A 25,120-nucleotide genomic window follows, 5' to 3' on the forward strand; every position below is an offset into this window, starting at 1 on the left:
AAGTAAAAAACTAATCACTTAAAGAATCAAAAAAGCCTAACAAAGCATTAGCAACAGGTCAGATTTTTTGAAGAATCACACGTTCATTTTCCTTAGCTACTTTTAATTTGAAAAATTCTTTTAAAGAAAAATAATATGCACTATCTATAAAATGCTTTTTTACATTAAAACGTGCCATAATTTGCAATGTCCCCGATGTATGTACTATAGAATAAAAGAAATCTCCCATTTCATTAGGCAAACTTATACGCATTGCTTCAGGCAAACTGTTTACCTCATAACCTTCAGGGATTTTTATATTAATACGAATATCGCGTAAAAAAGGATATTCAAAATCTATGGGATATTGGCGTTCATCAGATTTAAAAGGTGATTCAGTTTCCGTAAAAAATAATAAAGGACTTATGAGAATTTTATCTCCTATAATATCTACAGCAGCTTCTCTCTTAAAGTCGAAAGTCTCTACTATGGGCTCTGACAATTCTTTAAGATTATTTAGATTATAATTGCTAATTGCATCTAAGCCTAGTTTTTCCTGCTGCTTATCAGTATAGTTATTCACATCGGTATCGTGATATTTAGCTCTAAAATCTAAAGCTTCAATACCTATATACCGTTTGATAAGCTCTCCACTTAATGAGCCTTCTTCAGATAATGTAGCATTTAAAAAGATATGCGTCGCTGAATTTAAATCTTCAAAAAGATCTATTTCCTGAGAAATACCATTTTTATTAATCATTCTGCCATACCAGTTGTAAACACGCGTGGGCAGGATATTAGGCGCGCTTAATTTATCTGTAGCATCAAGCAGAATCGTTTTACCACCCTCCCGCACACCTGCCAGAACATAATTAAACCCTTCTAAGGTAGGAAAGTTAGGAATACCGTACTGCTTTGTACTTACTAAAACAGGGTTTGCATTCACTCCTACCTCCTGGAGAAGAGCTACAAGCATAAGATTAATTTCTGCAACATTACCAGAACCTAAAGTGAAGGCTTTTTTTAAACCCTGATCTGTATATTTCCCGTAATCCCCATTCCACGTCATTTTACCTTTGATGGCTTCTAAAGATGCTGTGATTTTATCTTCGGTGCTTGTATTAGAGACAGTAATTGTTTTTCCTAAATCATTAAGGTAAATCGTACGCTCTAATTGCCCTCCAAAGTTAACCGACTTAAAAATTGATTTTGCAACCTCTTCCCAGGTGGTGGCATACGCTCTTTTATTTCCTTTATCAAATTCTGTTGAAACCAACTCATAGACTACAGACATTCTGTAGTTTTCAGGGTTGTTCATAAACACCTCTTTCTTTAAAGCTGGGATATTTTGTTTTGAAAATTCAGCGGTGATTTCACTAAATGTTATATTCATATTTCTTGTAGTAGAAAGGCTGGAACCATAAGCTCCTTTAGGATTATAACTAACCCCCAGAGTTCTTTTCTTAACAGATTCTTGAGGTTCAATAGTAAAATATCCTTTTTTAATTCTTCTAAATGAAAACATACCCGGTGTACGCACTTTAGCATAATAATTTAACACCGGTATATTCTCCTGAAGTATTAAATCGTCAATTTTATAAAAAGGAGATATCGTCTTATAACTCCATTCTATAATACTGCCTACACGTGCATCTGGAAGCGTAAAACTGGTCTCGTTAAAATTTTCGCTTACTTCCTGTTCAAAAATTGCCTCTTTTGTAAGCTTGTGTTTTTTAATCTGCCCATCATCTAAATTATATGTAAAACCGCTCACATCTTCTACTTCTTCTTCACTTTTTTCTTTTTTATATAATTTGATTCGTTTTGTGGCATAATCAAGACCGCTGGTATTTAGAATTTTAATACGCTCTGTAATTTCATTTATAAAAACCCAATTTTTAAGTGTAGAATCGTAATCAAGATAAGTCTCCCTTATTTTGTCAATATAAACTGCGGGTGCTGTAGAATCATTCTCATACATTCTAGAACTTAGGTCTTCTTCAGAAATTTTATCAAGCTTGTACTCTTGCGCACAAAGCGTATTTAAAAAAATAATAGCTGCCAGGCAAAACTTAAATTTGTGTAATCTCACATCTTATACTTTAGATAAAACAATCTTATTGTTTTGCTTAGAGACGATAAGTTCATAGAACTTCTTTAAATCCTGATAATATTGCGGGGTAATTATAGATGAGTTTAATGCCATTTCACAAGAAACCTGCACATACCCATTTGTATTAGATATTAAATATTTGAATACCCCTAAATCTTCAGCAAGATTCACGATTTCATTTTGAGGAAGACTTTCTACCACATAGCCTTGAGGAAGTTTAATGTTTATAATAAATCTATCTTTCCACGGGTACATAAAATCTACAGGATGTTTGCGCTCTTCAGACTTGAAGGGATTTTCTTGTGTTGCTAAATGTAGAAATGGCGATATGTAGAGTTTACCTCCTATTTCTTCAATACCATCTAACATTTCAAAACTATAATTCAATTCTACAGGCTCGTAAACTTCTTCTATATTTTTAATTTCTAATTCATTAATTTCAATCCCCGAATACCGTTCTTCAAGAGTTTCCAGACTTTCCTGGTCACTTTTTCCACTATAATTTCTTCTGTAAGACAAACCGTAATTACCCGTGTATTGGCTACGTGCTCTACAAGAAATGGCTAAATCTTCTGTTATTTCTAAATTGAGCATGGTATTTTCTAATGCATGTTTTGTAGGGTTTAAACTCACCCATTCTGACGTACCATCTTCACGTATTAATCTACCATTCCAGTTTAAAAGCTTTTCCTCAAGCAAATTTGCGGCTCCCATTTTATGAGTAGCGTCCATCAGAATTACGTTCTCATCAAGTTTAACTCCGGCAATTACATCGTTAAAACCATTACGGGTAGGAAAAAGAGGAATTCCATTATCGCGTGTACTTAATATAATAGGGTTTGCATCAAGTCCCGCATACCGCAACATACTTACTAATAATAAGTTTATATCTGCAGTGTTACCTACTCCGGTTTTATAAGCATCTTTCACACCCTCATCTGCATAAATACCTATATATTTATTCCAATTCATTTTTTGTTTAACAAACTCATAGATTCGCGTTGCTTTTTCTTCAGAAGTTGTTGAGCCCGATATAACCGCATCTACATCATCAGCATAAAACCGATCGTTTTTTAACTGACCTCCAAAATTTTCAGAATCATAAATCGTTTTTGATACAGCCTCCCATGTACTGGTAATCGTCTCAAAAGGTTCGTTGGGGTATTTAGTATAGGCCAGTTCAAAGGTTATTGCAGACCTGTAATTATCAATATTAGAAGAAAATACCTCATCTTTCATTGCGGGTACATTTTCAACATTAATTGAATAACTATTAGCTTGATAATCTATAGTTTGATTCTGCGTGGTATTTCTCTTTTGTAATTGACTGCCACTTAGGGTTGCAAAGCCGGCATTGCGATCAACACGTACTACATAATTTAATTTTGCAGCTTTACTCGACTCCTCTACTTTAAAAGGTTGTAATCCTTTACGATGCATCTGATACACCAACCACTCTGGGCTGTAAAAACGAATATCTGCTTTGTTTAAAGGGATATCTTCCTGAAGACGTATTTCATCAATATTTGATAGAAACGGGGATACAAGCTTATACTTAAATTCTATAATACAACCCGCCTGAAGATTAGGCATTGTAAACTTTTCTACGTTGTAAAACTTATTACGTACTTCTTTAAAAATACCGTCATTCTGTAATTTAGTTTCAACTACTTTTCCATTTTCAAGCGTATAGGTTACTGCTTTAAGACTATTAATGTCTTCTTCATTATCACCTCCTCCCTGATATATTGGAATCACATGAGTACCCCATTCAAAACCTTCTGCGTTATAAATTTTAATACGCTCATATATTTCTGTTGTGAGTGTAAAACCGTTATTCTGACTGTAATCAATGTGAGAATATTGCTCTCTAAATAAAATAGCTGCATCAGCATCAGAATCAAGCGCGTGAGATTCTTCTTTGAGTTCTTCAACAGAAACTTTTCCAAATCTAAAGTCCTGACCAAAGTTTACTGTTGTAATTAGAAAAAACAGGAATAATGTAGTTTTATGCATATTTTATTTTTTTTCAATTAGTAATTTTTGACCATCTAAACGCACACAGTTTTTATAAAAATCACGATACGCATTATAAACACCTACCGAATATTCTCCTTCATTTAATTTTAAAATGCGGGTATAGTATAGCATACCCTCTTTGATTTTGTAGGTTGCCTTGTAGGAGGCAAATTCTTCAGTAATTTCGATATCTTCAGGAAGACTATTTACTGTGAAATTTTGAGGAAGCGCAATTTCAACTTCCTGTTTTTGCACCGTGCCTCTTAGAATTATAAAATTCGATTTTCGATCTACATAACGTGGCGGTATTGCATCTCTTGTAATCGCAAAGGGATTTACTTCAATTAAAAAATTCTCGTTTATTTTTGAAGCATATCCAGATGCTTCAATTTTCATGTCTTCTTTATAGTTAATTGCCAGTTTATCATTTTGCAAACTAATATCTGATACCGACAGATTCTTTATACCGTCAAAAGTATTGTAATAGTAATCTTTGAGATCTTTATCATTCTTAGTGTCTAACTGCATTCGGGCCGAATAATAAATTCCGTCAGAGGTTCTGGAAATAGAACCCGATAAATCACCTGCGGCGTCTAAAATAAATTTTGCTGAGACTTTATTGAGATTATCTTCCTGCTCGTATTTTGTAGTTCGTGCCAGCTTACCACCTTCTTCGGTTACTAATAAAACGTCTCTGTCATCTGTAAACAAACCCATATAACCAAATGGAGTTTCCTGACTGGTACATTCTAAAAATTTAATAGAATCTCCAAGCTGTACACCCAAAATTGCGTGATTACCCTGCATAGCAACAACATCTGTCTCTAATGACTCTTTGCCAGTATCACCGTATAAAATGGTATAATAAGATTTTATACCCGCCGCTTTAAGCAAACTTTGTGTATAGCTACTTAGAGCCTTACAGTCGCCATAACTTAATCGCTGTACATCTGAAGCATTCATAGGTTTCCAACCACCTATTTCAACCTGCACACTAATGTACCTTACCTTATCCTGTACAAGTTGATAAATAGCTCTTGCCTTAGCCTCCTCATCTGGTAGATCTTTAACAAGTTCTTGCACTTGCGCTATAGTCGCTGCATCGAGATCTTGTGTATCTATAACCAATTCATCATACATCCACTTACCAAAATCTTTCCAATTGCCGGCAATACCGGGTACTCCTTCTAAATAAAACGTATCAAAAAAGCACTTTACACGTGGCATTCTTTTATCGAGAGCAGGAGAATTATATTCTTGTGATATCGGGGTAATATTACGTGCCGTCCAAACGGTTTTACCTGCTGTTTCTTCTACTGTAACATCATACTCCTCTAGGCGTGTAGATTTTGATCTTAGGGTATTTTCCGGATTATGTATTACAGTAAATTGTGAGAATTGAGTTCCACTTTCATACCGGGAGACGGGCATCCATTCTCTGAGAAAAGCAGTGGTTTTAGATTCGGTTTCTGAAACAAAACTTACCGTATAGGGATATGAAGTTGCCGTATAATCTAAATACATGATACGACTATCTGCATACAACGTTCCGCCGCTTACTGCACTCACATCTTTAAAATCGCGCTTTTTTATTTTTTGCTTTTCATTGCCCAGTAAGTCATAGATAACTGCTTCAATTTTAGAAACTTTAGAATTGTTATTGTAACTAGCATAGGCTTTCACATCAGATAAACCAGCCTTATTATAAACGGTAACAACTCTATAAACTGAAGTTTTTAAAGTGCCTTCTTCTGAAAGATCTAAGGTGATTTCTTCGTGTATAATTACACTGTCTGCTCCCTGAGAAAGGGCAGAGTCGACATTTAATGCTGAGAAGTTTACTTCTTGACTAAATGTAAGTAGGGGGCAAACAATTAGGAGGAAAAATAACTTTTTGATAATATGTATATTGTTTAGCAATATACTAAAATCTTAATATTTTCCTAAACTATTCTCTGTTTTTAGAATCAATTGTAATAGTTACCGGCCCGTCGTTAATAATGGAGACTTTCATATCGGCGCCAAATTCACCTGTTTTAACCCGTTTACCAAGCTTCTGAGAAAGTGCTCCTACAAAATTTTCATACAGTGTAATTGCAATTTCGGGTTTTGCAGCATTTAAAAATGAAGGGCGATTTCCCTTTTTGGTAGATGCAAATAAAGTAAACTGACTTATTAAAAGTATTTCGCCATTTTGATCAATAATACTTTCATTCATTAAACCTTCAGCATCACTAAAAACGCGAAGGCCACATATCTTTGAAGTTAGCCAGTCAATATCAGACTCATTATCATTAGGCTCAATACCCAGAAGTATCATAAAGCCAGAAGCTATTTCTCCTTTGATAACATTATCTATAATTACTGAAGCTTCGCTTACCCGCTGAATAACTACTCGCATACTTTAAATTTAGGGAATGTAACTTAGGGCTGAGGTTGATCATAAACATTACGCCGGTAATTTTCCTCATCTCCTTCAATAATCTGTTTGTAGCTTTGATAACGTGACCAGCTTAATCGGTCATCTTCAAGAGCTTCTTTTATTGCGCATTTAGGTTCTTCAAGGTGTAAGCAATTATTGAATTTGCATTGATCTTTTAAAGCAAAAAATTCAGGAAAATAATTACCTAACTCTTCCTTTTCAATATCAACAACTCCAAAACCTTTTATTCCCGGAGTATCTATTATACGGGCGTCAAATGTAAGATCATACATCTCTGCAAAAGTAGTTGTATGTTGACCTTGCATATGCTGACCGCTTATTTCTTTAGTTTTTAAATCTAATGAAGGCTCTAGTGCATTGACCAGCGTAGATTTACCCACACCACTATGCCCCGAGAACATACTGGTTTTACCCAGCATTAATTCTTTGACCTGATCTACATTTTTACCGGTTTTTGCAGAAACACCAATACAGGTATACCCTATTTCACGATACATTTCGGCAAGATATTTAACCTCGCCAAATTCTTCGTCATTTAACGTATCTACTTTATTGAAAAGCAGAACAGCTTTAATATGATAAGCCTCGCATGTAACTAAAAAACGATCTATAAAAGCGGTAAATGTAGGTGGATTGTTAAGCGTAACTACTAAAAAACACAGATCTATATTTGCAGCAATTATATGCGTCTGCTTAGACAGATTTACAGATTTACGTATGATGTAGTTTTCTCGTTTGTCTATATCTTTAATAACTCCCGTTACAGCATCACTGGTCTGCTCTAACTCAAACACAACCGTATCGCCTACCGCCACAGGATTTGTACTTTTTATACCCTGCATTCTAAAGCGCCCCTTAATACGACAATCGTAAAATGTGCCGTCTTCTGTTTTAACGCTGTACCAACTTCCGGTAGATTTGTAAACCGTTCCTTTCAAAAATTATTTTTAAATAATGAGTTTGTAAAACTACTTTATTTTAAAGAACTCAAATAGTTAAAGCGTAAAATACATTAGCGGTAGAGCGCTTTAGATTAAAAAATGAAAGAGATTGAGTCAAAGTCATAAAACGCCTTTATAAAATAATTTTGAATAATACTAATTTGAAAAGTCATTAGTTTTGTGGTTATTGCGAACCAAACAATAACCTCAAATATGAAAAAAATTACACAATTCCTTTTTCTAGTTACTTTTTTAAGCGGATTTATCGCCCAGTCTCAAACGCATTTATATGAAAATCCAAAGTTTGACGAGCTAGCCAAAGACCATAAAAACATTGCTATTCTACCTTTTAAAACAAAAATAGAATTACGTCCCAAGCAGATGGAAAAGTTGGAGCCCGGTCAACTGGAAGAGATGCAATTAAGCGAAGCTGAAAGTCTTCAGGACGCTATGTACTCCTGGTTTCTTAAACGTAAAAAACGAGGAACCCTTGCGATAGATGTGCAACAACCATCACGTACAAAAGCTTTATTATTGAAGCAAAACATCAATGCAGAAAATATAGAAACCTATACTCCAGAAGAACTTGCTCAAATTCTGGAAGTTGACGCCATCATATCTGGCACTTACGATACTAACAAACCTATGTCTGAGGGGCTTCTATTGCATTAGGCCTTTTAATAGGATTCTGGGGAAGTACAAATTCTGCGATTGTAAATATGAATATTAACAATGCAGCAGATGGCGAGTTACTATGGAATTACAACAAGAAAGTTTCCGGAAGCTTTGGAAGCAATTCTGACGATCTCATAAATGTTTTAATGCGTAAAGCCTCAAGAAGACTGGCATACACAAAATAGTCTCAAAATTTAGAAATAAAAAAAAAGGCGCTCGTTGAGCGCCTTTTTTTTTATTTCAATCCTATGAAGATTATGCCTCTTCCATTCTCGAAATTTTCTTCTGGTGATTAATAGATTCCTGGTGAATCGCTTTAAACACGCGTAAAATAAACTCCTCACTTAAGTTATTTTTCTCTCCTTCTAAGATCATTGCTCCCAAAATCTCATTCCATCGTTTAGATTGAAGTATCGCTACGTTATTTTGCGTTTTAAGCTCCCCTATAGAATCTGCAATTTTCATACGCTTACCCAGACTTTCAATAAGTTGATGATCTACAACATCTATTTGAGTACGTAATGTATTTAATTTATTATTAAATTCTGCAGCAGTACCTTCTTCCTTACGTATTTTCAAATCTTTCATAATTTGAACCAGTGTAGAAGGGGTTATTTGTTGTGCAGCATCACTCCACGCATTATCAGGATCGTAATGCGTTTCAACCATAATACCATCGTAATTAAGATCAAGACCTGTTTGACACAAATCAAATATAATATCACGACGCCCTGCAATGTGAGAAGGGTCTAAAATTAGAGGTAAATCAGGAAATTTATCTTGTAAATCTACTGCAACCTGCCACTCAGGGTTGTTACGGTAACGGGTTTTCTCATACGTAGAGAATCCTCTGTGTATTACGCCTAAATTTTTAACATCTTGCGTATAAAAGCGCTCAACAGCTCCTAACCACAATGCTAAATCTGGGTTTACCGGGTTTTTAATAAGTACGACTTTATCTGTGCCTTTTAAAGCTTCTGCAATTTCCTGAATGTTGAATGGAGAAACAGTAGTACGTGCACCTATCCATAAGATATCTACATCATGCTTAAGAGCTAGTTCTACATGGTTTGGATTTGCTACTTCTGTAGTTGTAAGCATACCGGTTTCTTCTTTTGCTTTCTGAAGCCACTTTAAACCTAAAGCTCCTACTCCTTCAAACATTCCCGGGCGCGTACGCGGTTTCCAGATTCCTGCTCTAAATACAGTTGCGTCTGTATCTTTTAATTCGTGTGCTATTTTTAGCACTTGTTCTTCGGTCTCTGCACTACAAGGTCCTGCAATTACCAGAGGATGATCCAGATTGAATGCATCTAACCAGTTTCTAAGTTCTTTCTTGTTTTCCATATCCTACAAATTTACGGCATTTTGCCAATTACGATAATCCTTTAAGTATTGATTTTATGTGGTTTGTATTTTCCATTTCGTTATAAACCTCCTCATAGTCGCCGGCTTCAAGAACGTTTTTGAAATGTGTTAAATTGTTTATGTATTCGGTTAGGCTTTCTAAAACATTAGCCTTATTCTCTTTAAAAATAGGGGTCCAGGTTGCCGGGTTACTTTTAGCTAGTCGTACTGTAGAAGCAAAACCACTACCCGCCATATCAAAAATATCTTTTTCGTTTTTCTCTTTTTCAATTACGGTTTTGCCCAGCATAAAACTGCTTATGTGCGACAAATGTGATACGTATGCAATATGTTTATCGTGTGAATGCGGATTCATATAGCGAATACGCATTTCTAAAACTTGAAACAACTGCATTGCCTTAGCCAGCAATACTTCGTCTGTCTCTTCTATCTCACAAAGAATCATTGTTTTTTCTTTAAACAAATTTTCTATTGCTGCAGAAGGTCCAGAAAATTCTGTACCTGCGATAGGATGTGCTGCTAAAAAATTAGCGCGTTTCGGATGGTTGCGTACGGCATCGCAAACGCTTCCTTTAGTAGAGCCTACATCTATAACCAGCGCTTTGTCTGCTACTGCATCAAGAACAGGCGGTAAAAACAAATTAGCCTGATCTACCGGTATTGCAAGAATAACAAGGTCTGCCTGGCTTAATGCTTCAAATCTTGAGGAATGATCAATCACACCAAGACCTACTGCTTCTGTTAAATGATTATCGCTACTGTCTATACCATAAATTGTACTCTCTGGTAATATGCGCTTTAAATCGCGCGCAATAGAACCGCCTATAAGGCCTATACCTAAAACAAATATGTTTTTAAAATCTTCCAAGTTGACTTGTTTTATTGCTATTCTTAACTTCTTTGATACCCCGCAAGCTTAAAACCTGCTAATCGCTTCTCTAATTTTATTTTCTGTTACGCAAAGCGAAAAACGTATATATCCTGCTCCCTGTGAGCCAAATATAGTTCCCGGGGTAATAAATATGCTTTTCTCTAAAAGAATGTCATCTATAAAAGATTCTGCATCTGATGCTCCTTCCGGCAGTTTTGCCCAGATAAACATACCCGCTGCCTCTTTATCATACGTACATCCCAAAACATCTGCAAGTTGCCACATAAGCTCTCGCCTTGATTTATAAACCGAATTAAGTTCATTAAACCAGCGCTCCCCTTCAGTTAAAACCGCTGCTGCACCTTTTTGAATTCCGTAGAACATACCGCTATCCATATTACTTTTTACGGTTAGTACTGCGTTTATATAATCTTCTGCACCCAGCAACATTCCCACGCGCCAGCCAGACATATTAAATGACTTACTCAAAGAATTAAGCTCAAGCGCCACTTCTTTTGCTCCTTCAATACTTAGAATACTCTCAGGGTTATCATTTAAAATAAAGCTGTACGGGTTATCATTAATCAAAAGAATATTTTGAGCTTTTGCGAAGGCAATTAATTTCTCAAAATCTGCTGTAGTAGCCTTAGCCCCTGTTGGCATATGAGGATAATTAACCCACATCAACTTAACCTTACTCAAATCTAACTTAGCAAGCTCTTCGTAATTAGGCATCCAGTTATTTGCCGCATCAAGATTGTAATACACAGGCTCAGCCTCAAGCAAATTAGTTACCGAAGAATAGGTAGGATAACCGGGATTAGGTATTAAAACCTGATCACCCTGATTAAGAAATGCCATGCTTATGTGCATAATACCTTCTTTAGACCCCATTAAGGGTAAAATCTCTGTTTCAGAATCTAAGGTTACTGCATACTTACTCACATAAAAGTCGCTCATCGCTTTTGTAAGTTGAGGCAAACCCTTATAACTCTGATACTGGTGTGCCGGCGCATCTAGTAAAGATTGCGTGAGCGCATCTATAACGTGAGGCGGAGGTGGCAAATCTGGACTACCTACACCCATATTTATGATAGGTTTACCTGCCGCTGCAAGCGCTCTTACCTCTTTAAGCTTACGCGAAAAGTAATATTCTGAAGTCTGCTGTAAACGTTTAGCCGATTCTATAATCATTATTTCCGATTTTTATATTCTCCGAGAACTTTAAACTCTGCAGCCATTATAGCCAATAATTTTTTTGCCTTATCAAAATCTTTATACTCTTTAAAAGTCACATCAACAAAAAAAGAATATACCCAGGGCGTTTCAATAACTGGTAACGACTGTATTTTTGTAAGGTTTAATTTGCAATCACTCATCACGTTAAGTACCGCTGCCAGACTGCCTCTTTTATGATCTGTCAAAAATTTAACCGAAGCTTTATCAGGCACATCAGTATCTGTACGCCCATTATTATTCAGAATAAAAAAGCGTGTTGAATTGTCTTTAATGGTTTGCATGTTTTCTGCTAAAATCTCTAAACCATAAATTTTTGCTGCAGTGACACTGGCTATTGCTGCTACATTTGTCAATTGACCCTCGGCGATGCGTTTTGCCGCTCCTGCTGTATCATCATCTTCAACAAGGCGTATGTTACTTTTATCTTTAAAAAAATCTTTACATTGTAATAAGGCCATGGGGTGAGACCATACTTCTTTAATATTTTCGAGAGTCTGCCCAGGCATCGCCATTAAATTTTGACTTATAGGCAAATAATGCTCGCCTTCAATATTTAACTGGTGATAGTCTATTAGTGCATAATTAGGTATGATGCTTCCGGCGATAGAGTTTTCTATTGCCATTACTGCATCTGTACTTTCACCTTTTAAAAGACTGTTAACCACATCCTGGAAATTGCGGCAAGCCACAACCTCAACATCTTCGCTAAAAAAATCCTGAGCTACCTTATGGTGAAAGGATCCTTCAATTCCCTGTATGGCTACTTTATGTTTCACAGATGCGTATTTAGTTTTTAAGTTTCAGTTTAAAACAAAAAAAGTCCCGATTTTTTAAATCGGGACCTATATGATATATCAATACTATACGATTATAGCGGTCCCGTTTCTCTCAGAAAGAAAAAGAAATAATAACGGTTATAAAAGTAAGGTACGTTGAACATGTGTTGTTTCTGTTTTACGGTGCTAAAGTAATTAAATAATTAGGAATCTATTAAAATGTAACTAACTTTTACAGATAATCAATTAAATAGCTCATTTTATTAGACTAAATCAAATTAGACCTTTAAAAAACATCCTTTTTTTAGTGATAAAGCTTTTGTTAAATCAAACTCTCCAAATTATTAAGTAAATCATTACGTATTTTAAGTATTTAGAAAGATAAGGCTGTTGCCTATTTGTTTAATTTTAGCCACCCAACCAAAAATAAAATGCGCAGCCTATGTCTATTGTGGTAAATGCCATCTCAAAAAATTATGGAATGCAAAAAGCGCTTGATGTAATCTCCTTTAGCATACAGAAAGGAGAGATTACCGGTTTTTTAGGTCCTAATGGAGCCGGTAAGAGTACGATGATGAAAATACTTACCACCTACTTAAAGCCGACTTCAGGTGAGGCATTAGTAAATGACTATTCTACAAAAACACAACAGCTTGAAGTTCAAAAAAGTATAGGTTACCTGGCGGAAAATAATCCGTTATATCCTGAAATGTATATTAGAGAATATTTAAAATTTCAGGCAGATCTTAATAATGCCCCAAAAGAGCGCATTGAGGAAGTTATAACGCTTACCGGTTTAACTCCTGAAATCACTAAAAAAATCAAACAGCTAAGTAAAGGTTACAGACAACGTGTGGGTCTTGCTGCCGCACTTATAAATGATCCCGAAGTTTTAATTTTAGACGAGCCTACAACAGGTTTAGATCCCAATCAGTTAAAAGAAATACGATCGCTAATAAGAACTATTGGTAAAACTAAAACCGTTTTACTCTCTACACATATTATGCAAGAGGTTGAAGCGATTTGCGATCGTGTGATAATAATTAATAAGGGAAAAATTGTAGCAGATAAAAAACTTGATAATCTTCAAGATGATAAGGAGCAGGTTATAGAGGTAGAATTTGATTATCGTATTGAAGAAGTGGCTTTACTACAACTCCCTAAAGCAATTTCGGTTAAAAACACAAAAGGATTTGTTTATGAAATTACTTTTGAAACTATAACAGATATGCGACCGGTAATTTTTGATTTCGCACACGACAATGGTCTTAAAACCTTACAGCTTACAAAAAAGAATCGTTCATTAGAACAACTTTTTCAAGAACTCACCAGCTAACAACATATTATGGTATTTTATGCTTTTGCGCTTTTTTTAATTGTCATTGCCCTACTGCCTCTAACGCAGGGAACACACTGGGTAATACGCGGCTGGGATTTTATACGGGTTCAAACCAGTTTCTTACAACTTTTAGTTCTTTTATTAATTGCTGTATTTGCTTTTCCTGAAGCTACCTGGGAGTATATTGTAGCGGTTTGTCTTATCCTAACGCTTTTATTTCAAATTTATAAAGTATTCCCATACTCGCACTATTATCCTATACGTGACAAAAAGCCTGAAAAGCCTGAAAAACTTCAACAAATAAGCCTGCTCACATCTAATGTTTTACAAACAAATACAGATTACGATAAGCTTATTAAGCAAGTTGAAGAACATCAACCAGATTTGTTACTGGTGATGGAAACCGATAAAAACTGGGAAAACGGATTAAAATCTCTTGAAGAAAACTATCCGCATATGGTACCTGTACCACTAGATAATTTTTACGGTATGCATCTTTATAGCAAGTATGAGTTAGGGGACACTCAAGTAAATTATCTTGTTGAAAAAGATATCCCATCTATATTTACAAAGGTTTATTATAATCATGAATCGTTTATAAATCTTATTTGCGTACACCCTGCTCCTCCCAGTCCTACTGAAAATGAAACATCAGAAGAACGCGATGCTGAACTTCTAATAATAGGAAAAGCAGTGCGGGAATTAGAGAGTCCTGTGATTGTTTGTGGCGATTTAAATGATGTAGTATGGTCTAGAGTAAGCAGATTATTTGCTAAAATGACCGGTTTAATAGATCCTAGAATAGGCCGAGGACTCTTCCCTACTTTTCATGCAGATTACTGGTATTTACGATTTCCGATAGATCACTTATTTCATTCTGAAGATGTTGTGGTAGATAAGATGAAACGTTTACCGCACGTGGGTTCAGACCATTACCCTATGTTCTTTACTTTCTGGCTTGAAACCGAAGAAATCATAGAAAAACCCGAATTAGATGAAGAGACTAATGAAGAAATAGAAGAGCGTATAAACGAAGGACTTGAAAGCGCAGAATAAGAAACTAGAAAGCCCCCTTTCGGGGGCCTGATTGCCAGAAAATTATGTTCATCCCTGAACGAGTCCCTAAACCCAATCCTGACATTACTATTTATTCATACAAATTAATGTAAAATACTTGTACAAAAATATAAAATTATAATTAATAATTATTAAAATATTTAAAAGTGTTTTAATAACATTAAATCCACTTAAGAAAACCCTTGTTAATCATCCCTTTATTTATAAGTATTTAAGTAAGAAATGCACTTTAAAATTGATTACGCCTAACTTATATTTAATTTATGTGTATTATTAAAAACAACAATTTTCTTAAATAAGATAAATCAATTTATAATTATAACTAATTACACCATTTATCCTTAAACATTAGAACTTGCAGATATAGAATATTCTAAGAATATAGAAATTATCTTTTTTAAGTTGACAACAAGATTATAATTAAGCACTTTTTCCATTGAAAGATGGAATGCATGTTCAGTTTTACTTTATGAGCATTATTCCGCTACAATTAAAAAAAGGTGCTCATCACCCTCAATATTATTTATTTCAAATATATCATTTTGGCTGATATATTTACTTATAATCGGCATTTAAATAAATAAAATGATTTTTATGTAAGTTAAGGATTACAAAAAAAATTACTTTGATTTTTCGAGTGTACTCAACCCTAATTTTTCAATCACTTTTCCTACAGTTAAACCTTGAACTAATATGGAAAATATGACAATAACATAAGTGATAATTAGAAATAAGTCTCGGTGCATATCTGCTGTTAAACCAAGTGCAAGTGCTATAGATATTCCTCCTCGCAAACCACCCCACGTCATTACTAAATTAGTTTTAGGTGCAAAATTAAGATGCTTCTCAAAAAATGTTATAGGCAGTAGTAATGATAGATATCTACATATAAGAACTACAGGTATAGCAATAAGACCGGCGACTAGTGCACTAAAATCTAAGGTAAGCACTAGCATTTCCATACCTATGAGAACAAATAGGATGGTATTGAGTAATATATCTATAAGCTCCCAAAATTTATCTACATAAGTCTGTGTAAGCTCTGACATCGTATGTTTGCGTGCGGTATCATTACCCACTAGAAGTCCTGCAGTAACCATCGCTAAAGGCGCAGACATATGAAGTTGCTGAGCTAGAACAGTACCACCCATTACGGCTGCAAGTGTAATTATAACTTCAATATCATAATCATCTATAGACTTTAAGAGCCTGTAGGTAACCCAACCTATAGCAAGACCTAAGCCTATACCCCCTAAAACTTCTAACCCAAATAGTTTTACTATTTCTCCTGCGGAAACAGATTCAGTAGAACCCGCAATTTTAAATAGCGTAAGAAACACAACAACTCCTACGCCATCATTGAAAAGAGATTCGCCAACAATTTTTGTTTCTAAATTTTTAGGTGCTCCTGCCTTTTTAAGTATTCCCAAAACTGCGATAGGGTCTGTAGGAGAAATTAAAGCTCCAAAAAGTAAACAGTATATAAAATCAATCTGTAAACTCAATAATGCAGTTACCCCGTAAAGAGCGACCCCTACCAGAAATGTGGAAGTTAAAACACCTATTGTTGAAAATACTAAAACTGGCCAACGTTGTACTCTAAGTTGTTCAAAATTAGTATGCAATGCTCCTGCAAAAAGCAGAAAACTCAGCATACCATCTAGCAAAACACTTTCAAAATCTATACTTTTAATTATAGCTCTCTCAGCATTTAGCAATGTATCGTTTACTGTACCTAGAATAACAACCGCTACCGTAAACAGTAGTGTAATTAACATCAAACCTATGGTATTTGGCAATTTTAAAAACCGAACATTGATGTAACCAAAAACTGCTGCAAGAACTACCAGAATAGTTACGATAAGAAAATAATCCATAATTTAGGTAGCGTATTTTTATTCTATAATTTATTAGTATTTACTTCTATCCAGTATCCGTCAGGGTCTGTAAAATAAATTTGCCGCACACCGTCTGGGCGGGTATTAGTTACCTTTTCTTCTCCGGACCAATTTTCAAAATGAACCTTCTTTTCAATTAAGAAAGCCATAAAACCATCAAGGTCATTTACGTTAAGAGCTAGATGCACACCTTTATGTGGTTTAAATAATTCTTCACTTTCAATTAGATGTATTTGCACTTTGTTTTCTAATTCAAACCACTTGAATTTAGGACCAAGACCTGCATTGTCAATTTCCTTTAATCCCAGTATATCCCGGTAAAATGAAGCTGCCTTATCAAGGTCTTTTACCAATAGGGCATCGTGATCTTTATTAAATTTAAAATTTTGTGCGGAAGCTAAATTCATTGTAAAAAGTACTAGTATTAGGTACCAAGCAGTTTTCATTGTATACCAATTAAGTTAATAAATCTCGTCTATCATATTTGCGACAAGGGCAGTCCATCCCGTTTGATGAGAAGCTCCTATACCCCTACCGGTATCTCCATGAAAATACTCGTAAAATAAAATAAGGTCTTTAAAATTAGGATCTCTATACGTTTCCTTATGTAAAGCATTTACAGGCCTGTCACCGTGCTCATCTTCCTGAAAGATACTAATTAAGCGTCTCATTAAATCTTTGCGTATCGCTTCTAATCCCATTATGTTACCGCTTCCGGTAGGATATTCTAACTCTAAATCACTACCATAGTAATCTCTAAACTCTTTTAAGGCAGTTGTAAAGAGATAATTAAACGGCATCCATACAGGTCCACGCCAATTAGAATTGCCCCCAAACATAGAAGATTCTGACTCTGCAGGTTCATATTTTATATCATAACTCGTATTTGCAATATCTATTGAATAGGTTGTCTCGTGTATTTTTGAAAGGGATCGTATTCCCTGATTACTTAAAAACTCCTTTTCATCAAACATAGTTTTTAATAGAATCTGTAGTCGGTCTTTAGGAACCAGTGCCAGCAATAGATCAGATTCATCAGAAAATTCCTGAATAACCATATACTTTAGGTTTTTCATTCGGTATTTTCTAAACCAGTCAACGCTGTATTTAAAATTAGGTAATCTATCTAGCGTTGCTTTACTAATATGCAGTACTGCTACTAATGACATCATCCCTACAATAGATCGCACTTTTATGGGTTGATAGGTCCCGTCTTGAAATACCAACTTATCATAAAAAAACCCTTCCTCTTCATCCCAGGTTCCTGCATATTTCTCACTACGTTTATTAAGTGCTTCAGCTATAAAGATAAAATGCCCAAAAAACTTAGTACACATCTCCTCGTACGACCTGTCTTCTAGAGCTATTTTAATACTTATCTCTAACATATTTAAGCAATACAACGCCATCCACGAGGTACCATCTACCTGCTCTAAATGTGCATTGCCGGGAATACCACTGCTTCGGTCAAATACTCCAATATTATCTAAACCTAAAAAGCCCCCTTGAAAGACATTATTTTGTCTTCTGTCTTCTTGATTTACCCACCAGGTAAAATTCAACGAGAGTTTATTGAAGATACGTTTCAAGAAATCTATATCAGATTTTCCCGCGCTGTCCCGTTCTATTTTAAAAATCTGCAAAGCTGCAAAAGCCTGAGTAGGCGGATTTACATCACTAAAATTCCACTCATAGGCGGGAATTTGGCCATTAGGCGCCATATACCATTCTTTTGTAAACAGCAGCAATTGCTTTTTAGCAAAATCAGGATCAATATAGGCCATTGTAATGCAATGAAACGCACTATCCCAGGCAGCATACCAGGGATATTCCCAGGCATCTGGCATTAAATGAATATCGTGATTACGTAATGTTTTCCAGGTACTATTGCGCCCATGTTGACGCTCTTTAGGTGGTGTAGACACTTTAGGATCTCCTTTTAACCACTGCTCTACTTCATAATTGTAATATTGTTTTGACCACAATAACCCGGCAAATGCCTGTCGCTGAATATTTTTAGCTTCAGGATTAGCTACAGACTTAATACCCTCATAAAAGTCTGCACACTCCTGCGCCCTGGTTACAAATAATTGATCAAAATTTTTATCAAAAGCGTCTTTGGGTTCGCCAGAGGTTAATCTCAATTTAAAAACTACAGTTTCACCTCCCTTTAATTTACGGCTATAATGCGGTGCAAACTTGGTTCCTTCTTGTTTCTTTTTTGCTAAACGATAATCGTTTTTAACTACAGTATTGTGAAAAAAATCTTTCTTATACGGGTGATCATTAGGCTGTAAATACAGCTTCTCTTCATTGGTTTCATTTTCAGTAAACAACAAATGATCTGGCTTCTGAAAGAAAAAATTATATTCTCCTGTGTAAGGATGTTTAATATGTACCGAAGGATTTTTTCTTGCTTTACTTTTTTGAATTGAAGGTTTAAAGGGCATTTCTCTAAAATCCCAAAAATTACGCACCCATAATGTAGGCAACACGTGTAATTCTGCTTCTTTAGAATTGCGATTTGTTACCGAAATTTTTATGCAAATATCATCTGGACCTGCTTTTGCATACTCGGTAACTATATCAAAATATTCATTCTTATTAAACAGGCCGGTGTCTAGAAGTTCATATTCAAGTTCTTTCCGGGTTCTGTTTTTATTAGATTTCACTAACTCTCCATACGGAAATTCTTTCTGAGGATACTTATATAAATGCTTCATATAAGAGTGCGTGGGTGTATTCTCTAAATAGTAATACAATTCCTTCACATCTTCGCCATGATTACCCTCAGGACCCGTGAGACCAAACAGACGCTCTTTTAAGATTTTATCTTTTCCATTCCATAAAGCAAGACCAAAACAAATATTGCAATATCTATCTGTAAAACCTGCTAAACCATCTTCTCCCCAGCGATAAACCCGACTACGAGCCTGATCGTGTGTAAAGTAACCCCAGGCATCACCTCCGGCACTGTAATCTTCTCTTACGGTACCCCATTGTCGTTCACTTAGGTAAGGCCCCCAGTGTAACCAGTCTTCTTTATCTGAATAGTGTGCATCAAGGCGCTTTTGTTCTTCTGTATTTTTCTTAGCCATTTGTTGTAAATCCTGGATAGCACGTCATCCCCCCATCTACAAAAAGAGTAGTGCCATTAATATATTCTGATTCATCTGATGCCAGCCATGCAGCTGCGCTTCCTATATCATCAGGCACGCCTATGCGTTTATACGGTATTAATTTATTTAATTCTTGCAAAGCTTCTGGTGTTTGCCACGCTTCTTTATTAATTGGCGTTTTAATAGCACCCGGCGCAATGCTGTTACACCTTACTTTTAAAGGGGCATATTCCTGACAAATACTCTCCATTAGCATAACTAGCCCACCTTTAGAAGCTGCATAGTTAGTATGTCCTGCCCACGGAATTACTTGATGAACAGAGCTCATATGTATAATTTTACCTAAAGATTTTGAGACATCCGGTCGCATACCTCTTCGCATAAATTCGCGTAACGCCTCTCGAGCACATAAGAACTGCCCGGTGAGATTTACATCTATAACCAACTGCCAGTCTTCAAGCGTCATCTCGTGTAGCGGAGCATCTTTTTGTAAGCCTGCATTGGCAACTAAAATATCTACGGTACCAAATTTACTAATGGTTTCCTTAAACATCTGCTGCACCTCATCTTCTTCGCTAACGTCACATTGTACAACAATAGCTTCACCACAGGTACTATCTTCATTAATTTGTTTAGCAACTTCTTTTGCTCCCTGATCTGAGGAGTTGTAATTAACAATAACATTAGCCCCATCCCGGCCTAATGCAATTGCCACTGCTGCTCCAATACCAGAACTTGATCCTGTTACTATAGCCGTCTGTCCCTTTAATCGCTCGTTGGGTTTTTGCATAACTTTTTGTTTGTTAAAATACTAAAGAATCTCCTAATTTAAACCAATACCTGTTCGTTAAACAAAGGATTAACGTATTTTATAATTTTATTGTGCGGGTATTTCTCAACCTGACAGTTCTCACACGAAATCTTATGAATTTCTCGAAAAATCACTTCATAACTGATAAAAACGCAAGAAGCTTCGGTTGATGTGTTAAAGTAATTTATGAAATGAGGTGGTAAACTCAGACGGAAGTTTACCAAACTGCTCCTTAAATATCTTACGGAAATATTTAGGACTATTAAAGCCTACAGCAGCAGCGGCCTCAGATACACTGTAACCCTCCTCGCTCATAAGCTGACTTGCTTTATTGACCTTGATGATACGTACGTAGCTGTTGATGTTTTCACCGGTAAGAACTGTAATTTTCTTGTACAGCGAGGTTCTGCTCATCCCGAGTTCGCGGGTTAACTTCAGAATAATTGACCCTTCAGAATCCTTAAACTTCAACACTGCCTGTTCAAAATCTGCGAGGAAGGCTTTTTCCTTATCAAGCACTCGTGTTTCGGTAGAACTGAGTTCTTCCTTGCTTCCTGCTCCTTTAAAATAGTTTTGCAATAACAATCTGCTATCAAGTAAATTGCGTACACGTGCCTTGATTAGCTGAGGCTCAAAAGGCTTTGTAAGGTAATCATCCGCTCCCTCTTTAAAACCACTCACTTTTACAGCTGTATCGGTTTTAGCGGAAAGCATAATTATGGGAATATGAGAAGTCCCGGAATTTGACTTGAGCTCATGGCATAAGTCTATTCCATCTTTTACCGGCATCATTACATCTGTAATAATCAAATCTGGTGAAAATTTTCCGGCCATAGCTATCCCCACCTCACCATTCTCAGCATGTAGCAGATCGTAATGCTCACTTAAAATATCATCTAAGAGCGTAAGTATATCTGGATTGTCCTCTACCAGCAAAATCAATTCACGCTCCTTATCCCCATTAAGAATTGCTTTCTTATCATAGGTTTTTATGTTAAACTCCCGAACGTAGGCGGTAGGTCCTTCACGTTGCTTTTCTGAAGAGATCTCTGTAGAAGTATATCTTATTTTTTCGGGGGCGATCTGCGAAAGGTCGAAAGGTACCTCAATGGTAAATATACTTCCTTCTCCGGGCTTACTCTCCACAGTGAGATTACCCTCATGCAATTCGGCAAAACGTCTGGAAAGCGAAAGGCCGATTCCTGACCCATTGCGCTTGACTGTACTGTTTGAATGGTAAAACCAGTTAAAAATATGCTCAAATTCTTCCGGCAAAATCCCAACCCCAGAATCCTGAACAGCTATTCTATACATATTTTCTTGGACCGAAAGATTTACCATAACGCTTCCATCATCTAAAGTATATTTCAGCGCGTTACTCATCAGATTGTTGAATATAATCTGAAGCTTATCAATATCGTTTGTAACATCTAAATGAGTCACATCCGCCTTAAAACGCAGGTTGATATTTTTCAGCTCTGCTGCATTGGCGTGCAATTGCAACCACTCCTCAAGTACTTCAACCAAATTATAGGTTTGTACGTGCAGCGTACTCAGGCCTTCTTCGGTCTTTCTAAAATCGAGCAGTCTGTTTATAGATGCCAGTAGTTCTGCTGCATTTTTTTTAATCAAATCAACTCGCGCATTGTGGCGGGTGGTTTTAAGCTCCTGAGCCAAAATTTCTAGCGGAGCTAAAATAAGGGTCAATGGTGTTTTAAGCTCGTGAGAAAAACCGGAGTAGAAGCGCATACGCTCCTCATTAAAATCGTGCTCAAGTTTGCGTTGCCGCTTTTCAAAAAGCAGGGAGTTTTTGAGTTTCAGGCGTTCAGAATAATACTTAAAGCCAAGATAAATCAAAACCACTGCAATGGTAAAATAAAGCAAATATGCAGGCATCGTAAGCCAAAAAGGCGGAACGATCGTCAACGGTAATTCGCGCGTGGTTACAGTGCCTGATTGTTCGGTTGCCCTTATAATCAGGTTGTATTTTCCTGAAGGAAGGTTTGTAAAATTGATAAGACCGGTAGTTCCCAATTCAACCCAGTTATTGCTGTATCCTTTTAACAGATAGGCATATCTCACATCCTGTGAAAACGGATATTTCACTAAAGTGAAATGGAGTGAAAATAATTTCTCCCTGTAGCTGATTTTAAGCGCTTCCAGATCGTTTAGACTTTTAGTGAGTAAAGCGTCTTTCAAATGAGGCTGTATACTCACAGGCTTATTATTAACACTTAAGTCCTGAAATACAATACCGTATTGCTTGACTTCCCCAGAAAGATTTTTGGGGTTGAAAATATTCAGGCCTTTATTCCCGCCAAACCATAAATTACCACGCTGGTCTTTAAGCGATGCTCCTATATTAAATTCACTTTTTTGAACCGCTCTGGGGTCCAGTAAATTCACCAATTTGCGGCTCTTTAGATTATATGAAGACAGGCCGTTATTTGTACTCAGCCACACTTCCTCATCTGTGTAGTTTACGATACTGTTTACTGTAGTATTAGGCAGCCCGTCTTCTTCATTAATCACATCAAAGCTCATTTTACGGGTATCAAAATGTACAAGTCCGCCAAAACGACTTCCTGCAAGCAGATCATGATCATTCAATAGAATAAGCGAGAAAAAGATGTCAGACGGCAGCCCTCTGAGCCGCTGTGAATTGTAAAAAACATGCTGCCGGGTTAAGGGATTGTATTTTAAAATGCCATCACCGTAGGTAGCCATCCAGAAATTACCTTGCTTATCCTGAGCAATCGCTCTGATATCAAGTTTACCTAATATTTCAACATCTTCAAATGCGTCTTTCTCCTCATTGTATTTGTATAGGCCTCCGCGGTTAGTACCTACCCAAATATTCTTGCTAGTATCTTCAAAAATCGCGCGCACATCATTACCGACAGCCTGGCTTTCCTGAAGGTAATGTGACCAGTTTCCATTTTGCAATTTATTGAGCCCTCCTTTGTAAGTCCCTGCCCATAAGCGCCCTTTTGAATCTTCGCGAAGAGCCAGCACATAATCATTGCTCAGCCCAGATTTATCGCTGGAGGCAAAAGCCTTTATTTTTCCTGTTGATGCGTTGTACAGGTCGATCCCTCCCCCATCTGTACCTATGTAAACATTGCCGTCACGACTATTGGCCAAAGAGGCTATTCTATCGTGAGACAACAGGCCTCGTACTGATGATTCTTCGTTGATGAGCTTAATGGGTTCCCCTTTGGGATTTACAAAGTTGAGTCCGTTACTGGTGCCTATCCACATATTACCGCCACGGTCCAGTTTAAGGGCCGAAACTGAGCGGTTAAAAACACTGCTTCCGTCTCTGCGTGGTAAATATTGCAATACCTGAGGTTGCCCGCGATCCTCAATAAACGATTTCATATTCAGGATATTGAGACCTCCGTTACGAGTGCCTATCCACATTCGGCCCTGATTATCTTCCTCAAAACATAAAATCTCCTCATCGCTTAGCGCAGCCTTAGGACCGGTTCCCAGTGCCCGAATTACGCCGTCATTACGCAAAACGAAAAGCCCGTTTTGCGAACCAATCCATAAATTTTGGTCTTCATCTAAATGAAGCGCCTGCACCCCGGCCTGTTCCTGATTCTTAGGTAATTCTTCAAAATATACGCGCGTTACAGTCTTTTCCTTTAAATCAATGCGGTTTAAGCCTTTACGGTAGGTACCAACCCAAAGTATAGAATCAGCCTGAATCAACATACTCGACACTTCATTATTACTGAGTGATTCAGGATTTCCGGGTTGATGTCTGTACGCAGCCTGCTCCTTATAATCCGAATCAAAAACGTGCACCCCAGAGTTGCTGTAACCTACATAGAAAGTGCCATCCGCTCCTTTTACAACCACTCGCAAATTGTCTGATGGCTGGTCAAATGCGCGTGCTTTTTTAAAAGAATCGGTTTCTGCTGAGTAGAAGTCTAAACCGTCATCAGTTAATACGAGTAAATCTCCATTACCCTGACTGGTAATTTTTTCTACATAATTGTTATATAAACTGGTTGTATCTGTATTGCGGCGTCTGTATACTTTAAAATCATGACCGTCATACCGGTTAAGACCATCAATTGTACCCACCCAGATTAAACCGGATTCATCCTGTGCAATGCTATTTATGTAACTGTTTGAAATCCCACTTGATAAATCAAAATTGAAAAAAGTGAGTTGCTCATCAATATTTTCCACAGGCTTACAGCCTACTTGCCCGTAGAGGGTACAGCTGAGAAAAACCGCAAAAAGCAAGTTGAGTAGTTTCATCTGATTTATGATATCCTTAACAATTATCAAATCTACAATTTCAGTATTGAAATCTTGTCACATTACTAAAGATAAGGGTTTATTCTACATAAATACCATTTTGTACCCCTTAATATGACAGCTACCACCCGTCATTTAACATAAAATTGTCAGAAAATTGTATAGTCAGCGCAAACG

The 25,120-nt window shown here is 36.5% G+C and carries 18 protein-coding genes; 4 read left to right on the forward strand and 14 right to left on the reverse strand.

What is annotated here, in order from left to right; translation table 11 throughout:
* Nucleotides 1-58 precede the first annotated feature (58 nt).
* Genes ACEN25_RS12525 through rsgA form a run of 5 tightly spaced genes read right to left on the reverse strand, consistent with a single transcriptional unit; the run spans nucleotide 59 to nucleotide 7,492 of the window.
* Nucleotides 59-2,071 carry a DUF3857 domain-containing protein gene (locus ACEN25_RS12525; protein ID WP_441803218.1) on the reverse strand — a complete coding sequence of 671 codons (2,013 nt, stop codon included), beginning with the start codon at nucleotides 2,069-2,071 and terminating at the stop codon, nucleotides 59-61.
* Between the two features lie 3 nt (nucleotides 2,072-2,074).
* Nucleotides 2,075-4,108: a transglutaminase domain-containing protein gene (locus tag ACEN25_RS12530; RefSeq protein ID WP_441803219.1), complete on the reverse strand. Its 2,034-nt coding sequence runs from the start codon at nucleotides 4,106-4,108 to the stop codon at nucleotides 2,075-2,077.
* Nucleotides 4,109-4,111: 3 nt separating this feature from the next.
* Nucleotides 4,112-6,031, reverse strand: coding sequence for a DUF3857 domain-containing protein (locus ACEN25_RS12535; RefSeq protein WP_441803220.1), 1,920 nt, complete (start codon nucleotides 6,029-6,031; stop codon nucleotides 4,112-4,114).
* Nucleotides 6,032-6,059: 28 nt separating this feature from the next.
* Nucleotides 6,060-6,512, reverse strand: coding sequence for a D-aminoacyl-tRNA deacylase (gene dtd, locus ACEN25_RS12540; protein WP_441803221.1), 453 nt, complete (start codon nucleotides 6,510-6,512; stop codon nucleotides 6,060-6,062).
* Between the two features lie 23 nt (nucleotides 6,513-6,535).
* Nucleotides 6,536-7,492, reverse strand: coding sequence for a ribosome small subunit-dependent GTPase A (rsgA, locus tag ACEN25_RS12545; RefSeq protein ID WP_441803222.1), 957 nt, complete (start codon nucleotides 7,490-7,492; stop codon nucleotides 6,536-6,538).
* Between the two features lie 216 nt (nucleotides 7,493-7,708).
* Between rsgA and ACEN25_RS12550 the strand changes: the two genes are divergently transcribed.
* Both ACEN25_RS12550 and ACEN25_RS12555 read left to right on the forward strand, forming a co-directional pair.
* On the forward strand, nucleotides 7,709-8,167 hold the full coding sequence (locus ACEN25_RS12550; RefSeq protein WP_441803223.1) for a hypothetical protein: 459 nt from the start codon (nucleotides 7,709-7,711) through the stop codon (nucleotides 8,165-8,167).
* A gap of 47 nt (nucleotides 8,168-8,214) precedes the next feature.
* Nucleotides 8,215-8,355, forward strand: coding sequence for a hypothetical protein (locus tag ACEN25_RS12555; RefSeq protein ID WP_441803224.1), 141 nt, complete (start codon nucleotides 8,215-8,217; stop codon nucleotides 8,353-8,355).
* Nucleotides 8,356-8,425: 70 nt separating this feature from the next.
* Here ACEN25_RS12555 and ACEN25_RS12560 read toward each other — a convergent pair whose 3' ends face one another.
* Genes ACEN25_RS12560 through ACEN25_RS12575 form a run of 4 tightly spaced genes read right to left on the reverse strand, consistent with a single transcriptional unit; the run spans nucleotide 8,426 to nucleotide 12,424 of the window.
* Nucleotides 8,426-9,517 carry a bifunctional 3-deoxy-7-phosphoheptulonate synthase/chorismate mutase type II gene (locus tag ACEN25_RS12560; RefSeq protein WP_028377538.1) on the reverse strand — a complete coding sequence of 364 codons (1,092 nt, stop codon included), beginning with the start codon at nucleotides 9,515-9,517 and terminating at the stop codon, nucleotides 8,426-8,428.
* A 28-nt stretch (nucleotides 9,518-9,545) separates the two neighbouring features.
* Nucleotides 9,546-10,406 carry a prephenate dehydrogenase gene (locus ACEN25_RS12565; RefSeq protein WP_028377537.1) on the reverse strand — a complete coding sequence of 287 codons (861 nt, stop codon included), beginning with the start codon at nucleotides 10,404-10,406 and terminating at the stop codon, nucleotides 9,546-9,548.
* Between the two features lie 48 nt (nucleotides 10,407-10,454).
* The gene (locus tag ACEN25_RS12570) at nucleotides 10,455-11,603 is read right to left on the reverse strand and encodes a pyridoxal phosphate-dependent aminotransferase (protein ID WP_441803225.1); all 1,149 of its coding nucleotides are present in this window, start codon (nucleotides 11,601-11,603) and stop codon (nucleotides 10,455-10,457) included.
* Nucleotides 11,603-12,424, reverse strand: coding sequence for a prephenate dehydratase (locus ACEN25_RS12575; protein ID WP_028377535.1), 822 nt, complete (start codon nucleotides 12,422-12,424; stop codon nucleotides 11,603-11,605). Before ACEN25_RS12575 ends, ACEN25_RS12570 begins: the two co-directional genes overlap by 1 nt.
* Nucleotides 12,425-12,866: 442 nt before the next feature.
* On the opposite strand from ACEN25_RS12575, the gene gldA reads away from it, so the two are divergent.
* The gene (gldA, locus tag ACEN25_RS12580; RefSeq protein ID WP_441803226.1) at nucleotides 12,867-13,760 is read left to right on the forward strand and encodes a gliding motility-associated ABC transporter ATP-binding subunit GldA; all 894 of its coding nucleotides are present in this window, start codon (nucleotides 12,867-12,869) and stop codon (nucleotides 13,758-13,760) included.
* Nucleotides 13,761-13,769: 9 nt separating this feature from the next.
* Nucleotides 13,770-14,819 carry an endonuclease/exonuclease/phosphatase family protein gene (locus tag ACEN25_RS12585; RefSeq protein WP_441803227.1) on the forward strand — a complete coding sequence of 350 codons (1,050 nt, stop codon included), beginning with the start codon at nucleotides 13,770-13,772 and terminating at the stop codon, nucleotides 14,817-14,819.
* Nucleotides 14,820-15,460: 641 nt separating this feature from the next.
* On the opposite strand, the gene ACEN25_RS12590 is transcribed toward ACEN25_RS12585, so the two are convergent.
* The 5 genes from ACEN25_RS12590 to ACEN25_RS12610 form a co-directional block, all read right to left on the reverse strand.
* A complete protein-coding gene (locus tag ACEN25_RS12590) occupies nucleotides 15,461-16,717 on the reverse strand; it encodes a cation:proton antiporter (protein ID WP_441803228.1) in 1,257 nt (418 codons plus the stop codon).
* Between the two features lie 23 nt (nucleotides 16,718-16,740).
* Nucleotides 16,741-17,184, reverse strand: a complete 444-nt coding sequence (locus tag ACEN25_RS12595; protein ID WP_441803229.1) for a VOC family protein — start codon at nucleotides 17,182-17,184, stop codon at nucleotides 16,741-16,743.
* A 15-nt stretch (nucleotides 17,185-17,199) separates the two neighbouring features.
* Nucleotides 17,200-19,836 (reverse strand): MGH1-like glycoside hydrolase domain-containing protein, encoded by a 2,637-nt coding sequence (locus ACEN25_RS12600; protein WP_441803230.1) that lies wholly within the window; start codon nucleotides 19,834-19,836, stop codon nucleotides 17,200-17,202.
* Nucleotides 19,829-20,647, reverse strand: a complete 819-nt coding sequence (locus tag ACEN25_RS12605; protein WP_441803231.1) for an SDR family oxidoreductase — start codon at nucleotides 20,645-20,647, stop codon at nucleotides 19,829-19,831. Before ACEN25_RS12605 ends, ACEN25_RS12600 begins: the two co-directional genes overlap by 8 nt.
* A gap of 195 nt (nucleotides 20,648-20,842) precedes the next feature.
* Nucleotides 20,843-24,943 carry a hybrid sensor histidine kinase/response regulator transcription factor gene (locus ACEN25_RS12610; protein WP_441803232.1) on the reverse strand — a complete coding sequence of 1,367 codons (4,101 nt, stop codon included), beginning with the start codon at nucleotides 24,941-24,943 and terminating at the stop codon, nucleotides 20,843-20,845.
* Between the last annotated feature and the right edge of the window lie 177 nt (nucleotides 24,944-25,120).

This window comes from Leeuwenhoekiella sp. W20_SRS_FM14 (genome assembly GCF_052119605.1).
Lineage (GTDB): Bacteria > Bacteroidota > Bacteroidia > Flavobacteriales > Flavobacteriaceae > Leeuwenhoekiella.

What these genes read in the sequence shown, in the direction of transcription:
- ACEN25_RS12595 (WP_441803229.1), bottom strand. Translation starts at nt 17,184, where the DNA reads ATGAAAACTGCTTGGTACCTAATACTAGTACTTTTTACAATGAATTTA.
- ACEN25_RS12610 (WP_441803232.1), bottom strand. Translation starts at nt 24,943, where the DNA reads ATGAAACTACTCAACTTGCTTTTTGCGGTTTTTCTCAGCTGTACCCTC.
- ACEN25_RS12560 (WP_028377538.1), bottom strand. Translation starts at nt 9,517, where the DNA reads ATGGAAAACAAGAAAGAACTTAGAAACTGGTTAGATGCATTCAATCTG.
- ACEN25_RS12530 (WP_441803219.1), bottom strand. Translation starts at nt 4,108, where the DNA reads ATGCATAAAACTACATTATTCCTGTTTTTTCTAATTACAACAGTAAAC.
- dtd (WP_441803221.1), bottom strand. Translation starts at nt 6,512, where the DNA reads ATGCGAGTAGTTATTCAGCGGGTAAGCGAAGCTTCAGTAATTATAGAT.
- ACEN25_RS12550 (WP_441803223.1), top strand. Translation starts at nt 7,709, where the DNA reads ATGAAAAAAATTACACAATTCCTTTTTCTAGTTACTTTTTTAAGCGGA.
- gldA (WP_441803226.1), top strand. Translation starts at nt 12,867, where the DNA reads ATGTCTATTGTGGTAAATGCCATCTCAAAAAATTATGGAATGCAAAAA.
- ACEN25_RS12600 (WP_441803230.1), bottom strand. Translation starts at nt 19,836, where the DNA reads ATGGCTAAGAAAAATACAGAAGAACAAAAGCGCCTTGATGCACACTAT.
- ACEN25_RS12555 (WP_441803224.1), top strand. Translation starts at nt 8,215, where the DNA reads ATGAATATTAACAATGCAGCAGATGGCGAGTTACTATGGAATTACAAC.
- ACEN25_RS12570 (WP_441803225.1), bottom strand. Translation starts at nt 11,603, where the DNA reads ATGATTATAGAATCGGCTAAACGTTTACAGCAGACTTCAGAATATTAC.
- ACEN25_RS12585 (WP_441803227.1), top strand. Translation starts at nt 13,770, where the DNA reads ATGGTATTTTATGCTTTTGCGCTTTTTTTAATTGTCATTGCCCTACTG.
- ACEN25_RS12605 (WP_441803231.1), bottom strand. Translation starts at nt 20,647, where the DNA reads ATGCAAAAACCCAACGAGCGATTAAAGGGACAGACGGCTATAGTAACA.
- ACEN25_RS12590 (WP_441803228.1), bottom strand. Translation starts at nt 16,717, where the DNA reads ATGGATTATTTTCTTATCGTAACTATTCTGGTAGTTCTTGCAGCAGTT.